Annotated in this window: 14 protein-coding genes and 1 pseudogene; 8 read left to right on the forward strand and 7 right to left on the reverse strand. The window is 68.2% G+C overall.

Translation table 11 applies throughout. The features are described 5' to 3' along the window. A pseudogene (locus QOC69_RS14390) lies at positions 1-237 on the forward strand (cell wall synthesis protein); the annotation flags it as partial. A gap of 11 nt (positions 238-248) precedes the next feature. Then, positions 249-629 carry a hypothetical protein gene (locus QOC69_RS14395; protein ID WP_526440589.1) on the forward strand — a complete coding sequence of 127 codons (381 nt, stop codon included), beginning with the start codon at positions 249-251 and terminating at the stop codon, positions 627-629. A gap of 40 nt (positions 630-669) precedes the next feature. On the opposite strand, the gene QOC69_RS14400 is transcribed toward QOC69_RS14395, so the two are convergent. Next, complete coding sequence (locus QOC69_RS14400; RefSeq protein ID WP_526440614.1) at positions 670-1,335, reverse strand: phosphoribosyltransferase; 666 nt, start codon at positions 1,333-1,335, stop codon at positions 670-672. Positions 1,336-1,426: 91 nt separating this feature from the next. Here QOC69_RS14400 and QOC69_RS14405 point away from each other — a divergent pair, with 91 nt between their 5' ends. Further along, positions 1,427-2,698 carry an SDR family oxidoreductase gene (locus QOC69_RS14405; protein ID WP_526440591.1) on the forward strand — a complete coding sequence of 424 codons (1,272 nt, stop codon included), beginning with the start codon at positions 1,427-1,429 and terminating at the stop codon, positions 2,696-2,698. Here QOC69_RS14405 and QOC69_RS14410 read toward each other — a convergent pair. Further along, positions 2,680-3,399, reverse strand: coding sequence for a type 1 glutamine amidotransferase (locus tag QOC69_RS14410; RefSeq protein ID WP_526440593.1), 720 nt, complete (start codon positions 3,397-3,399; stop codon positions 2,680-2,682). The genes QOC69_RS14405 and QOC69_RS14410 overlap by 19 nt on opposite strands. A 25-nt stretch (positions 3,400-3,424) precedes the next feature. After that, complete coding sequence (locus QOC69_RS14415) at positions 3,425-4,651, reverse strand: serine hydrolase domain-containing protein (RefSeq protein ID WP_526440596.1); 1,227 nt, start codon at positions 4,649-4,651, stop codon at positions 3,425-3,427. A gap of 194 nt (positions 4,652-4,845) precedes the next feature. Here QOC69_RS14415 and QOC69_RS14420 point away from each other — a divergent pair, with 194 nt between their 5' ends. Continuing rightward, the gene (locus tag QOC69_RS14420; protein ID WP_526440598.1) at positions 4,846-6,438 is read left to right on the forward strand and encodes a phospholipase D family protein; all 1,593 of its coding nucleotides are present in this window, start codon (positions 4,846-4,848) and stop codon (positions 6,436-6,438) included. A 6-nt stretch (positions 6,439-6,444) separates the two neighbouring features. On the opposite strand, the gene QOC69_RS14425 is transcribed toward QOC69_RS14420, so the two are convergent. After that, a complete protein-coding gene (locus QOC69_RS14425) occupies positions 6,445-7,113 on the reverse strand; it encodes a response regulator (RefSeq protein WP_526440600.1) in 669 nt (222 codons plus the stop codon). Beyond that, entirely contained in the window at positions 7,106-8,749 is a 1,644-nt protein-coding gene (locus tag QOC69_RS14430) for a sensor histidine kinase (RefSeq protein ID WP_526440602.1), read from the reverse strand. The genes QOC69_RS14425 and QOC69_RS14430 overlap by 8 nt, the downstream gene beginning before the upstream one ends. 147 nt (positions 8,750-8,896) lie before the next feature. Here QOC69_RS14430 and QOC69_RS14435 point away from each other — a divergent pair, with 147 nt between their 5' ends. The 4 genes from QOC69_RS14435 to QOC69_RS14450 are packed head-to-tail and all read left to right on the forward strand — an operon-like array spanning position 8,897 to position 12,319. After that, the gene (locus QOC69_RS14435; protein ID WP_526440616.1) at positions 8,897-9,853 is read left to right on the forward strand and encodes a Bug family tripartite tricarboxylate transporter substrate binding protein; all 957 of its coding nucleotides are present in this window, start codon (positions 8,897-8,899) and stop codon (positions 9,851-9,853) included. Next, entirely contained in the window at positions 9,850-10,392 is a 543-nt protein-coding gene (locus QOC69_RS14440) for a tripartite tricarboxylate transporter TctB family protein (RefSeq protein ID WP_526440604.1), read from the forward strand. Before QOC69_RS14435 ends, QOC69_RS14440 begins: the two co-directional genes overlap by 4 nt. Then, positions 10,392-11,930 (forward strand): tripartite tricarboxylate transporter permease, encoded by a 1,539-nt coding sequence (locus QOC69_RS14445; protein ID WP_526440606.1) that lies wholly within the window; start codon positions 10,392-10,394, stop codon positions 11,928-11,930. Before QOC69_RS14440 ends, QOC69_RS14445 begins: the two co-directional genes overlap by 1 nt. Continuing rightward, the gene (locus QOC69_RS14450) at positions 11,927-12,319 is read left to right on the forward strand and encodes a universal stress protein (protein WP_526440608.1); all 393 of its coding nucleotides are present in this window, start codon (positions 11,927-11,929) and stop codon (positions 12,317-12,319) included. The genes QOC69_RS14445 and QOC69_RS14450 overlap by 4 nt, the downstream gene beginning before the upstream one ends. Here QOC69_RS14450 and QOC69_RS14455 read toward each other — a convergent pair. Both QOC69_RS14455 and QOC69_RS14460 read right to left on the reverse strand, forming a co-directional pair. Further along, positions 12,300-12,629: a Rieske (2Fe-2S) protein gene (locus QOC69_RS14455; protein ID WP_526440610.1), complete on the reverse strand. Its 330-nt coding sequence runs from the start codon at positions 12,627-12,629 to the stop codon at positions 12,300-12,302. The genes QOC69_RS14450 and QOC69_RS14455 overlap by 20 nt on opposite strands. Next, on the reverse strand, positions 12,626-13,530 hold a 905-nt coding region (locus QOC69_RS14460; RefSeq protein ID WP_526440612.1), incomplete at its 5' end, for a ferredoxin-like domain-containing protein. The genes QOC69_RS14455 and QOC69_RS14460, both read right to left, overlap by 4 nt.

The following is a 13,530-nucleotide window of genomic DNA, read 5'->3' on the forward strand; positions in this document are numbered from 1 at the left end:
GCCGACGCCGAGCGCAAGCACTCCGAGATCATGGGCACCATCAACCAGCAGCGCACCGTGCTGGAGAGCCGGCTCGAACAGCTCCGGACGTTCGAGCGTGAATACCGCACCCGTCTCAAGACCTACCTGGAGTCGCAGCTCGAGGAACTCGGCCAGCGTGGCTCCGCGGCGCCGGTTGATTCGACCGCCAACAACGACGGCGGCGGATTCAACCAGTTCAACCGGGGAAACAACTGACCGGTTAATTGATGCTGATCATTGCGCTCGTCCTCGCCGTCATCGGCCTGGCCGCCCTCGTTACCGCCGTCGTCACCAGCAACGAGCTGATCGCGTGGGTGTGCATCGGCGCCAGCGTCATCGGGGTGTTGCTGCTCATCGTCGACGCACTGCGGGAACGGTCCCGGGGTGCCGATGACGACGATGCGGCCGATGCGGCCGATTCGGACGACGAGACGACCGTCTTCGCGCAGTCCGAGCCCGCGGAGGACTACCCGGACGAGCCGACCTCGCAGCTCGCGGAGATCACCGAGGAGCCGGAGGCCTCTACGGAGGCCGACACGGAGACCACTACGGAGGCCGTCGCCGCCGAGCACCAGGACGACGAGACCACGCGCACCAAGGCGGACTAGCGAGCGCGGTTGGAGCGGAACGGCCGCGCCGCAACGGTTTTCACGCACCACTTGGCATAGTCGGCGTGGCCAGCGCCGCCCGCACCTCGTCGTCGGTGATCTGATGAAAGTCGGCGAACACCTGTCCGACCGCCTCAAACCGGTCGGGCATCACCGCGAACACCACCTCGTCGGTTTCCTCCCGTAGCCGTCGGTAGGCCGACCGCGGCCCCACCGGCACCGCCACGACCAGCCGAGCGGGGCCGGAAGCGCGGACCGCCTGCAGCGCGGCGAACATACTCGCCCCGGTGGCGATGCCGTCGTCGACAAGGATCACCTCCTTGCCACCCAGGTCGACGACGCGTTCGCCGCCCCGGTAGGCCGCCTCGCGCCGGCGCAGTTCAGCGGTCTCGCTGGCGATCGCGGCGTCGAGTTGTTCGGAGGTGACGCCCAGACTGCGGATCAGGTGGTCGTTGACGACGAGGCCGCCGCCGCTGGCGATCGCGCCCATCGCCAGCTCCGGCCAGTTCGGGACGCCGAGCTTGCGGACCAGGAACACGTCGAGCGGTGCCTGCAGGGCGGCGGCGATCTCCCACCCGACCGGAACTCCGCCGCGGGCCAGACCGAGGACCACGACGTCGGGTCGCCCGCGGTGGGCCGTCAAGAGACCTGCCAGGACGCGGCCGGCCTCGCGGCGGTCCCGGAACGTCCGCTTCGAGGATGTGATCGGGATGCCCGCAGCCTAAACCGGTGGGCGCCGCGTCCACCACGCCATCGCAAAATCGGCGTCGGCCAGGATCTGCGACGATGGGGTGGACATGGGCATCGAGTTCGAGAGCGCGGTGGACCACCCGCTGGACGACGTCTTCGCGTGGCACACCCGCCCTGGCGCGATGAGGCGGCTGGTTCCGCCGTGGCAGCCGATGACGGTGGTGGCCGAGACGACGTCGCTGGCCGACGGGCAGGCGATTCTCGGCCTCCCCGGTGGGCTGCGCTGGGTGGCGCAGCACGATCCGGCCGGTTACGACCCGCCGCGCCGCTTCGTGGACGTGCTGTCCTCGGACGGGCTGCGCTCCCTGGCGCCCCGTCTGGTGGCCAGGTGGCGGCACACCCACGACTTCGAGGACGTGTCCGACGGGGGATCGGCACGCACCCGGGTGCACGACAGGGTGGAGGCGCCCGTGCCTGCCGCGGCGCTGCGCTCGGCGTTCGTCTATCGGCACCGCCAACTGGCCGACGACCTCGCCGCCCACCGCGATGCTGCCGAGGCGGGCGCCGGTTCACTCGTGGTGGCCGTCACGGGCTCCTCGGGCCTGGTCGGGTCGGCGCTCGCGGCGCTGCTGAGCACCGGCGGTCATCGCGTGATCCGGTTGGTTCGGCGCGCGCCGCGCGACGGCGGTGAACGCCAGTGGGATCCGGCGCAGCCCGCGCCGCGCCTGCTGGACGGCGTGGACGCCGTCGTGCATCTGCCCGCCGCGGCAGCGGGCAAGTGGGACAGCCTCGTCGAGCCGACGCGTCTGCTGGCCGAAGCGGCGGCCCGCAGCGCCGACGGTCCGCGGGTATTCGTCAGCGCGTCGGCCATCGGCTACTACGGGTTCGACCGCGGCGCCGCGCTGCTGGACGAGGACAGCGCCCGGGGCGACGGGTTCCTGGCCGACGTCGTCGCCGACTGGGAGGCCGCGACCGCGCCCGCCGCCGGGGCGGGGCTCCGTGTCGTACTGGTGCGCACCGGGATCGTGCAGGCCGCGCGCGGTGGCACGTTGCGGCCGCTGTTCTCGTTAGGACGCGGGCGACGGTGGCTGTCGTGGATCGGTCTCGACGACCTCATCGACGTGTACTACCGGGCCATCTACGACGAGCGGCTATCCGGGCCCGTCAACGCGGTGGCACCGACCCCGGTGCACAACGGCGAGTACACCAGGACGCTGGCGCACGTGCTGCGCCGCCCCGCGGTGTTGGGCGTTCCGTCGCTTGGACCTCGACGTCACGCCGACCAGCGGGTGGTGCCGGTCAAGCTGCAGGTCCTCGGCCATCGGTTCCGGCAGCCGCTCCTCGAGGATGCGCTGAGGCATCAGCTCGGGCACGGCTGACGGACCACCCGGTCGGTGAAGCCGCGTACCAGGGCGCGGAGTCGACGGGCGGCGTCGTCATGTAATTGGGCTGTCGCGGAACGCAATTCGTCGGGCTGGAGACCCATTGCGATCGCCTCGGCCCCGTCGTTGGCCAGCCACGCCTCCAGCAGCGGGCCGTCGAGCTCGGGATGGAACTGAAGCCCCATGCTGTGGCCGATCACGAAAGCCTGTGCCGCACGGCCGTTGCGGGCGAGTTCGACCGCCCCCGGCGGCACGTCGAAGCGGTCGAAGTGCCACTGGAACCACGGACCGCCGGGAACCAGGTCGGGCGCATCGGTGCTGACCTGGTGCCAGCCGATCTCGGGGTCGGCCGATCGCCGTACGGCCCCGCCGAACGCCTGGGCGACCAACTGCCCGCCGAAACACACGCCGAGCACCCCGACCCCGGCGTCGTCCGCGGCCCGTACCAGCGCCATCTCGTCCGCCACCCACGTCTCCCGCAATCGTTCGTCGTAGACGGCCCACCGGGCGCCGAGGGGCACGACGACGTCGTAGTTCAGTGGATCGGGGAACTGCACGGCGCACGCCGGGTCGAGGACTCGCTCCTGCTCGACGACGGCGAACGTGTCGGTGTCGTATCCGAGTTCGGAGAACACGTCGCCGAGCATGGCTGGTGGTGCGACGGGGTCGTTGACGATGAAGAGCACGGTGGGAGCCACGGTGACCCATTGTTCCGCACTCGTGTCACTTGGGTGGAACGGGCGGTGCCTGGTCGGGGGCGAGCGCGGTGCCGATCCTGCGGAACAGCGTATCGCCCGCGTTGCTGTAGTTGCCCTGGTCGTCGAATGCCTCGGGTTGGTAGGTGACGGCGATGGCGATGGCGATCTTCTTCGACGGCAGGTATGCCTCGACTCCGGCTTCACCCGCGAACAGCGGGTTCTGCAGCAGCCAGTCGCCGGAGATCACGATCCCCATCCCGTAGGTGTAGATGTCGTTCAACTCCCCGCACGTGGTGCAGCCGGGCAGGGCATGGGTCTTGCCCCGGAGGTCGGTGGACACCATCGTGTCGTAGGACTCCTTGGACAACAGCTTGCCGGACCCGATGCCTGCCGCGGAGGCCTCCATGTCGTAGATGTTGGTCGTCTGGATGGCACCGTGCGTGATGGTCCACGACGGATTCCAGTACGTCGACTCTTCGTAAAACGGTGTGCCACTGGGTATCTTGAGTGCCGCACGGCGTTCACTGGTGAACGCGTGCAGCACGGGTGCCGGAATCTCCGGGGTGAACGAGTTGGCGGTGTTGGTCAGCCCGAGCGGCCGCAGCACCTGTTCCTCCAGCAGCTTCGGCATGGCCTCTCCGGTGGCCGCCTCCAGCGCCTTGCCGAGCAGGACGTAGTTGGTGTGGGCGTAGTTCCAGTTGGTTCCTGGTTCGTAGAGCAACGGACGCGACGTCGCGAAGCCGAGCAATTGGTCGGGCTCCCATTGCCGGAAGGGGTTCTCGTACAACGCCTTTTCGAACTCAGTGTTGCCGATGACGTAATCGACGTACCCGGACGTCATTTGGGCCAGTTGGCGCAGTGTGACGCGGTCGGAGTTCGGTACGTCGGGCAGCCACTTCGAGAGCTTGTCGTCGAGGCTGATCTTCTTCTCGTCGACGAGCTTCAGCAGAAGCGTCGAGACATAGGAGATCGCGACGGCGCCGTTGCGGAAGTGCATGTTCGGGGACGCGGGCACGCCGGTCATGGACTCACCGACCGCCCGGGTGACGACCTCCCTGCCGTCCTCCGTGACCCGCACGATGACGGCCTTCAGATGCGACTGCTTCATCACGTCGGAGACGATGCGCATCACCGCGTCGGCCTTCGCGGTGTCGGTTGACGGCGTGGGTGCGGGCGGGGCGACGGCGGGCGCGCAGGCGGTCAGTAGAACGAGCACGCAGAGCACGGCGCACGAGCGCAGGGGGAAGGTCACGCCCGATCTTGACAGAAGCCGGTGTCCCCGGCCGTCGCTTTGACTGGCATCCTGGGAGGAGAATGAATCATCCGGCCGTGCTCGCGTTCTCGCTGGTCGTCGCGCTCGTGGTCGTGGCGCCGTGAAGCGCTGGGCCAGAGCCGGCGACGTGGTGGTGTCGACGTCCTGGGCTGTGGTTGCGGCGAGGGGGTGGCGTGGTGGATCGGACCGACTGGTTCCTCACCGCAGCCGAACGCGGTAACCCCCACACCGACCTTCCCGCGTGGTGCGAGGGCAGTCTGGTCGAACCGCTGGTGCACGGGAGGACCTACTTCGACCGGCTGGCCACGGAGGTCGAGGCCTGCGGCCCGAGTGACTACGTGTTCTTCACCGACTGGCGTGGCGATCCGGACCAGTTGGTGCGCGACGACGGCCCGACCCTCGCGGACCTGTTCTGCACGGCCGCCGAGCGGGGCGTCGTCGTCAAGGGACTGATGTGGCGGTCTCACCTGGACAAACTGCAGTACAGCGAGGAGGAGAACCGGCACCTCGGGGAGGCCATCGAGCGGGCCGGTGGTGAGGTGCTGCTCGATCAGCGGGTCCGGTTCGGCGGTTCGCACCACCAGAAACTGGTGGTGATCCGGCATCCCGCGGAACCCGCGCGCGACGTTGCATTCGCCGGTGGGATCGATCTGTGCCACTCGCGCCGCGACGACGACAAACACCTCGGTGACCCACAGGCGGTGCTGATGTCGCCGCAGTACGGCGAGCACCCGCCGTGGCACGACGTCCAGCTGTGCCTGCAGGGGCCGATCGTCGATGCACTGGATACCGCCTTCCGCGAGCGCTGGTGCGACCCCGCCCCACTCGACATGTTGTCGCCGATCGCCTGGCTGAGCGATAAACTGCGCGGCGCCGACCTCGAGCCGGGCCCGTTGCCGGACCAGCCGCCCGTTCCGCCGGTCCGCGGACCGCATGCGGTGCAGCCGCTGCGCACGTATCCCGACGCCCACTTCGAGTACGCCTTCGCACCGCACGGCGAGCGCAGCATCGCGAAGGGCTACACGAAGGCGATCAAGCGCGCGAAGCGGCTGATCTACCTCGAGGACCAGTACCTGTGGTCCAAGCAGGTGGCCGACCTTTTCGCCGCCGCTCTGCGTGACAACCCCGAACTGCACCTGGTTGCCGTCGTGCCGCGCTACCCGGACGTCGACGGCCGGTTGTCGCTGCCGCCCAACCAGATCGGTCGCAGCAAGGCCATCGAGGCTTGCCAGCGGGCCGGACCGGAGCGAGTGCACGTCTTCGACGTCGAGAATCACCTGGGCACACCGGTGTACGTGCACGCGAAGGTGTGCGTCATCGACGACGTGTGGGCGTGCGTCGGCAGTGACAACTTCAACCGACGGTCGTGGACACACGACAGCGAATTGTCCTGCGCCGTATTGGATGACACCCGCGACGATCGGGAGCCGAGTGACCCCGCCGGCCGCGGCGACGGGGCGCGGGTGTTCGCGCGCGATCTTCGGCTGCGGATGTTGCGCGAGCATCTGGACCGCGCCGCGGACGGCAGCGAGGACGACGGTCTGATCGATCCCGCCACGGCGGTCGAGGCGGTCGTTTCGACGGCGACGGTGCTCGACGAGTGGCACGCGAATGGCCGCAACGGAGCTCGGCCACCCGGCCGGCTGCGCCCACACCGCTCCGCGAAGTTGGGCACGTTCACCCGCCTGTGGGCCGAGCCCGCGTATCGGATGATCTACGACCCGGACGGGCGGTCCTACCGCGACCGGATCAGGGGCGTGTGGTGACAGGGGTCACTTCGACTCGCGGTAGCGCCGCTCGGGCCGGCCTGCGCCGTACTGCAGACGCAACTGGAGTGCACCGGCGCTCAGATAGTGCTCTAGGTAGCGGCGGGCACTGACGCGCGAGATCCCCACCAGCTCAGCGCATTCGGCGGCGGACACCTCGCCCGAAGACCGGACCGCATCCAGCACCAGTCCGCCCGTCTCAGCGCCAAGGCCCTTGGGCAATGTGTCGCCGCCGCGCGCGGGTGCCGCGCCGCCGAACAGCGAATCGATCAGCGACTGGTCGACGCCCGCCGCGGACCGCAGTGCGTCGTCCCGTGCGGCGAACGCCTCGAGTTTCGCCTTGAACTGGTCGAACTCGAACGGCTTGATCAGGTAGTCGGCCGCGCCGCCGTCAAGGGCGCCGGACACGGTGTCGAGCTCCCGGGCGGCGGTGATCATGATCACCCCGACGCGGTCACCGCGGGAACGCAAGCGCTGCAACACTTCCAGTCCCGTCATGTCGGGCAGGTACACGTCGAGCAAGATCAGGTCGAAGCGTGCTGAGGCGGCCTGCTCCAGGGCCTCGGTACCGGTGCGCGCGACGCCGGCGGCGCGGAAGCCGTCGACCCCATCCACGAACCGGCGATGGATGTCGGCGACCATGAAGTCGTCGTCGACCACCAGCACGTCACGCATCGCTCGAACCTCCAGTGCTCGCGGTGGCGCCGGTCAGCGGCAGCCGCACCTCGAAGACGGCGCCGCCGTGCGGTCCGTCCGACACCTCGACCGCCCCGCCCAGTTGCGCGCTGACCAGCCGGACCAGGGCGAGCCCGATTCCGCGGCCGCCGGGGACGTCGGGCTTGGACGTGACACCACGGGCGAAGATCGTCTCGCGCAGGTGCTCGGGCACTCCCGGCCCGGAGTCGGCGACCGAGATCCTCAGTGCGCCTGCGTCGTCGACCGCGACGGTGACGACCTTGCGCTCCGTTCCCTCCGACACGTGCACCGCGTTGTCGATGAGGTTGCCGAGCACCGTGATCACGTCGGTGGCCAGTGCGGGGTCGAGCGCGGCGAGGTGGCTCTGCTCGTCGAGAACCAGCGCGACGCCGCTCTCGGCGGCCAGCGACGTCTTGGCGATCAGCAGCGCGGCGACCGCGGGGTCGGCGACGTGCCGGGTCACCGCGTCGCTGATCTCGGCGCGGCGGCGGGTCAGCGTCCCGACCAGGTCGCGCACCGCGTCGTACTCGCCGAGTTGGACCAGACCCGAGATGGTGTGCAATTGGTTGGCGAACTCGTGGGTCTGCGCGCGCAAGGTGTCGGTGACGCTCTTGTGCGACGACAGCTGTCCCTGCATCGAGGCCAGTTCGGTGCTGTCCCGCATCGTGGTGACAGTACCGATGCGCTGGCCACCGGTGCTGGCTGCCCGCCGATTCAGCGCGAGAACCCTTGTGCGGGTGACGATCACGACGTCGCGGCTATCTTCGCCGGATGCCAGGAACTGCTCGACGGCGGGGTCGAGCCCGACCGAGTCGACCCGACGGCCGACGGCGCCGTCGGTCACCCCGAGCAGTTCCTGGGCGCTGTCGTTGAGCAGTGTGATGACGCCGTCGGTGTTCACCGCCACCACGCCCTCACGGATGCTGTGCAGCAACGCTTCCCGGTGATCGGCCAGCCCGGCGATCTCGGCCACCTCGAGGCCCCTGGTGTGCCGTTTGATGCGCCGCGAGAGCAGCCACGACGCCAGCACGCCGAGTGCGGCGCCGAGTCCGAGATACACCAGCAGGCGTTCGCCTGCGCCGCTTAGCAGTTGCCACGTCGACGGATAGGGCTCGCTGACCGAGACGACGGCGAGCACCGCGCCGTCGGTGGACAGGATCGGCACCTGTCCGACGAGTGAGTGCGCGCCGTCCACGTCGAGGTCGCCGGACCACGCCCGGCCCTCAGTCACCCGGCTGCGACCGAAGTCGGCCCGTGCGCCAACGCGGTCCGGCTCCGACGACACCCGGACCAGGCCGTCCGGGGCGAGGATCTCGACCAGGCCTGCACCCGACAGCGAGACCGCGCGGTCCACGTCGGGCGCCAGCACCTGGGCGGCGAACGGATCGGCGTAGCGCTCGCGGACGATCGGCGTGGACGAGAGGTTCTCGGCGACGGCGATCATCCGTTGGCCGCGCACCTCCCGGAACTCCTGGTTGGACTGGGTGACGGAGACCGCGGCGACAGCACCCAGCACCACGAACACCACCAGCAGCTGGAAGACCAGGAATTGGCCAGCCAGGCTGCGGGCGGAGATCCGCGCGGCGGAGAACCGGGAACGTCCTCGTGTACTCAAAGACCAGAACTTCCTTTGCGTCCGTAAGAGTGACCTGAGTCACCTATGGGAACAGTATTGACGAGCATCACACAGCGGCGAATGGAGACGATGGTGTCGAGACTTCCACGTTGGGCGACGGCGCCGGGGGCGGTGCTGACGGCCGTCCTGTTGGCCATCTTGTTGGTCACCGCCACCGTGACCGCCTGCGGCGTGACGCGCGGCGAAGATCCGTCCGGTCTGCACCGGCTCAGGATGATGGTGCCCAACAGTCCCGGCGGCGGCTATGACCTCACCGCGCGCACGGCCGTGAAGATCATGGAGGACCAGGACATCACGGGCCGTGTCGAGGTGTTCAACGTGATCGGCGCCGGCGGCACCGTCGCGATGGCCCGACTGATGAACGAAAAGGGCAACGGCGACCTCATGATGACGATGGGGCTCGGCGTCGTCGGCGCCACCTACACCAACGGGTCGAACATCAAGGCGTCCGACGCGACGGCGCTGGCGAAGCTGATCGAGGACCCGGGTGCCGTCTTCGTCCCAGCCGATTCGCCGTTCAAGACGATCGGCGATTTCGTCGCGGCGTGGAAGGCGGATCCGAGCAAGGTGACGATCGGTGGAGGTTCGTCTCCCGGCGGGCCCGACCACCTGTTCCCGATGGAACTGGCCAAAGCCGTCGGCGTCGACCCGAAGTCGGTCAACTTCGTCACCTATGACGGCGGTGGCGACCTGCTGACCGCACTCCTCGGCAAGAAGATCACGGCAGGCACGTCGAGTCCGGGTGAACTCATCGACCAGATCGAAGCCGGGCAACTCCGCGTGCTCGCGGTGTCCAGCAACGAACGGGTCCCGGGCATCGACGCGCCCACCCTGAAGGAGTCCGGTATCGACGTCACGTTTGCGAACTGGCGCGGAGTCCTTGCGCCACCGGGGATTTCCGATGACGCCAAGCAGGCGATGGTGAAAGTGCTGGAGGAATTGCATGGCACGCAGCAATGGAAGGACGCGCTGGTGAAGAACGGCTGGACCGACGCGTTCATCACGGGTGCACCGTTCGAACAGTTTCTCAAGGACCAGGACAACCGGGTTTCGTCGACCCTGACCGAGCTGGGGCTGGTATGACCACCACGAGAGAGCCACAGGAGAGCGGTGGGCCACAGGAGAACGAGGTCGCCAAACCGATCGACAAGGCGCAGTACCTGGTGTGCGTCGTGCTCGCTGTGGTCGGCGCATTCCTGATCTACAACGCACTCACCCTGGAAGCCGGTTTCGCCAAGGTGGATCCCGTTGGGCCGAGACTCTTTCCGATGGTCGTCGGGATCGCCGCCGTGGTGTTGGCCGTAGCCCTCGCCATCGCCATCCCGCGCGGATCCAGGGGCGAGGCGGATGCCGGCGAGGACATCGATCCGGAGTCACCTGGGGACTGGCGCACCGTGGGACTCCTGGTGGCGCTGTTCGTCGCGATGATATTGCTGGTGAACCCGTTGGGTTGGGTGATCATGGGCACGGTCTTCTTCGGCGGTGCCGCAACGATTCTCGGTAGCAAACACTACGTCCGCAACTTCGTGATCGGACTGGCGCTGTCGCTTGCCAGCTTCTATGCGTTCTACTCCGGGCTCGGAATTCCGCTGCCCGCAGGCATCTTGGACGGGATTCTGTGATGGAGAACATCGACTGGCTGATCCAGGGCTTCGAGCAGGCCGCCACCCCGATGAACCTGTTGTACGCCGTGATCGGCGTGCTGCTGGGAACCGCGGTGGGCGTGCTGCCCGGCATCGGACCCGCCATGACGGTGGCGCTGCTGCTGCCGATTACCTACAACGTCAGCCCGAGCGCGGCGTTCATCATGTTCGCAGGCATCTTCTACGGCGGCATGTACGGCGGGTCCACCACGTCGATCCTGTTGAACACGCCGGGGGAGTCGTCGTCGGTGATCACCGCGATCGAGGGCAACAAGATGGCCAAGGCAGGCCGCGCCGCGCAGGCGCTGGCCACCGCGGCGATCGGCTCCTTCGTCGCAGGCACCATCGGCACGGCGCTGTTGGTGCTGTTCGCCCCTGCGGTGTCACGGTTCGCCGTCACGCTCGGCGCCCCTTCCTATCTGGCGATCATGCTGTTCGCGCTGGTGGCGGTCACCGCCGTGCTGGGCTCGTCGAAGTTGCGCGGCGCCATCTCGCTGGTGCTCGGTCTCGCGATCGGCATCGTGGGCATCGACTTCCTCACCGGCCAACCGCGCGCCACGTTCGGCATCCCGCAGCTGTCCGACGGCATCGACATCGTGGTGATCGCCGTTGCGATCTTCGCCGTTGGCGAGGCGCTGTGGGTGGCTGCGCATCTGCGGCGGCGCCCGGCACAGGTCATCCTGGTCGGCCGACCGTGGATGGGCAAGGAGGACTGGCGGCGATCGTGGAAGCCCTGGCTGCGCGGCACCGCGTACGGCTTCCCGTTCGGAGCGCTGCCCGCAGGCGGTGCCGAACTGCCCACGTTCCTGAGCTACATCACCGAGAAGAAACTGTCCAAGCACCCCGAGGAGTTCGGCAAGGGCGCCATCGAGGGCGTGGCAGGCCCGGAGGCCGCCAACAACGCCTCGGCGGCGGGAACGCTGGTGCCGATGCTGTCGCTGGGACTACCCACCAACGCGACTGCCGCAGTGATGCTCACCGCGTTCGTGTCCTACGGAATCCAGCCCGGCCCAACACTGTTCGACAAGGAACCGCTGCTGATCTGGACGCTGATCGCGAGCTTGTTCATCGGTAACTTCCTGCTGCTGGTTCTCAACCTGCCGCTGGCTCCGCTGTGGGCCAAGCTGCTGCGCACCCCGCGCCCGTACCTGTACGCAGGCATCCTGTTCTTCGCCACCCTCGGGGCGTTCGCGGTGAACATCCAGCCGTTGGACCTGGCGCTGCTGTTGGTGTTCGGCCTGCTCGGCCTGATGATGCGCCGGTTCGGACTTCCGGTGCTGCCGTTGATCATCGGCGTCATCCTGGGGCCGCGGATCGAACGGCAACTACGGCAGAGCCTGCAACTCGGCGGCGGCGACTGGGGCAGCCTGTTCACCGAGCCGGTGGCGATCGTCACCTATGTGCTGATGGCAGTGCTGCTGATCGTCCCGCTGGTGCTCAAGTTGATGCACCGCGACGAGGAGACCCTGCTAATCGTCGAGGACGACAAGGACCAGAGAGAGAAGGCTCAGGCATGATTGTCGTCGGTTACACCGCGGACCGGTTCGGTCAGGCGGCGCTGGATCACGGCATCGCCGAGGCCAGGCTGCGCGACACCCACCTGGTCGTGATCAACTCCACGACGGGCGAGGCGTATTCGGACCCGGCCTTCGCGCAGCCGGCTCAGGTGCGCGACGTCGAGGCCCGACTGGCCACCTGCGGCGTCCCCTACGAGTTCGCGCAGCCGGTCGGCGTCGACGCCGCCGAGGAGTTGCTGTCCGCGATGGACCGGCCCGAGGCCGTGCTGCTGGTGATCGGGATCAAGCACCGCAATCCGGTGGGAAAGCTCCTGCTGGGCAGCGTGTCTCAGCAGGTTCTGCTGGAGTGCCCGAAGCCGGTGTTGGCGGTCAAGCCGGACGAGGACTGACGTCTGCGTCCAGGTTCAACCGGATCGCTCCGTCGACCGCCGACACCGGGTAGCTGCGCACGGCCATGCCGCCGCCGACCTCGCACCCCGTGCTCGTGTCGAACGTGTGTCCGTGCAGCGGGCAGACCACCACCTGCTCGTCGATGAGCCCGTCGGCCAGTGGCCCGCCACGGTGCGGGCACACCGCGTCGATGGCCCGCAGGGAGCCGTCCCGCAGCCGGAAAACGGCGACCTGCTCGCCGGCCACCGCATACGTCCTGCCCTCGCCTGGCGGGATCTCGTCGAGCGGGCCGACGTCGATGTCATTCATCGGACCGGCACCTGGGGGAGCGGTAGCAGCGGCAGCGACGTCCGGAACTGACCCTCGGTGACGGGCTCTCTGCCGTCCTGCCACGGATCCCGATAGGCGGCAACGGACTTGGCCATGTTCGCATCGAGTTGTCCGAGGAAGGCGTCGTCGGCCTCATCTATCAAGATTGCCCGGATCTTCTCGATGCCGACGCGGGGCACCCACTTGTAGGTGCGTTCGAGCCAGTTGGCGTCCTCGCGGTAGTACTGCAGGAACCGCCCGGTCAGCGTCATCACCTCATCGGTGCTGTCGACGGTGGCCAGCAGATCCCCCTTGCGGATGTGGGCGCCTGCGGCACCGCCGACGTAGATCTCCCAGCGTCCGCCGTCAACCGCGACGACGCCGAGGTCCTTGCACAGTGCCTCGGCGCAGTTGCGGGGGCACCCGGTGACCGCGAGCTTCATCTTCGCCGGGCTGGACAGGCCCTGATAGCGCTCTTCGATGGCGATGCCAAGGGCAGTCGAGTCGCCCACACCGTAGCGGCAGAAGTCGCTGCCCACACAGGTTTTCACGGTGCGGAAGCTCTTGCCGTAGGCATAGCCCGACGGCATGTCGAGGTCGCCCCACACCGCGGGGAGGTCCTCCTTGCGCACCCCGAGCAGATCGATGCGCTGCCCGCCGGTCAGCTTGATCATCGGGATGGCGTACTTGTCGGCAACGTCGGCGATTCGGCGCAGCTGCCAGGACGAGGTGACACCACCCTTCATCTGGGGCACCACCGAGAAGGTGCCGTCCCGCTGGATGTTGGCGTGCACGCGGTCGTTGATGTACCTGGCGTCGCGTTCATCGACGAACTCGTCGGCCCATATCGTCTCCAGCAGCGACGCGAGCGCCATCTTGGAGTTGGCGTCCTCGGCGCCGT

The sequence above is a fragment of the Mycobacterium sp. genome (genome assembly GCF_032162105.1).
Taxonomy (GTDB): domain Bacteria; phylum Actinomycetota; class Actinomycetes; order Mycobacteriales; family Mycobacteriaceae; genus Mycobacterium.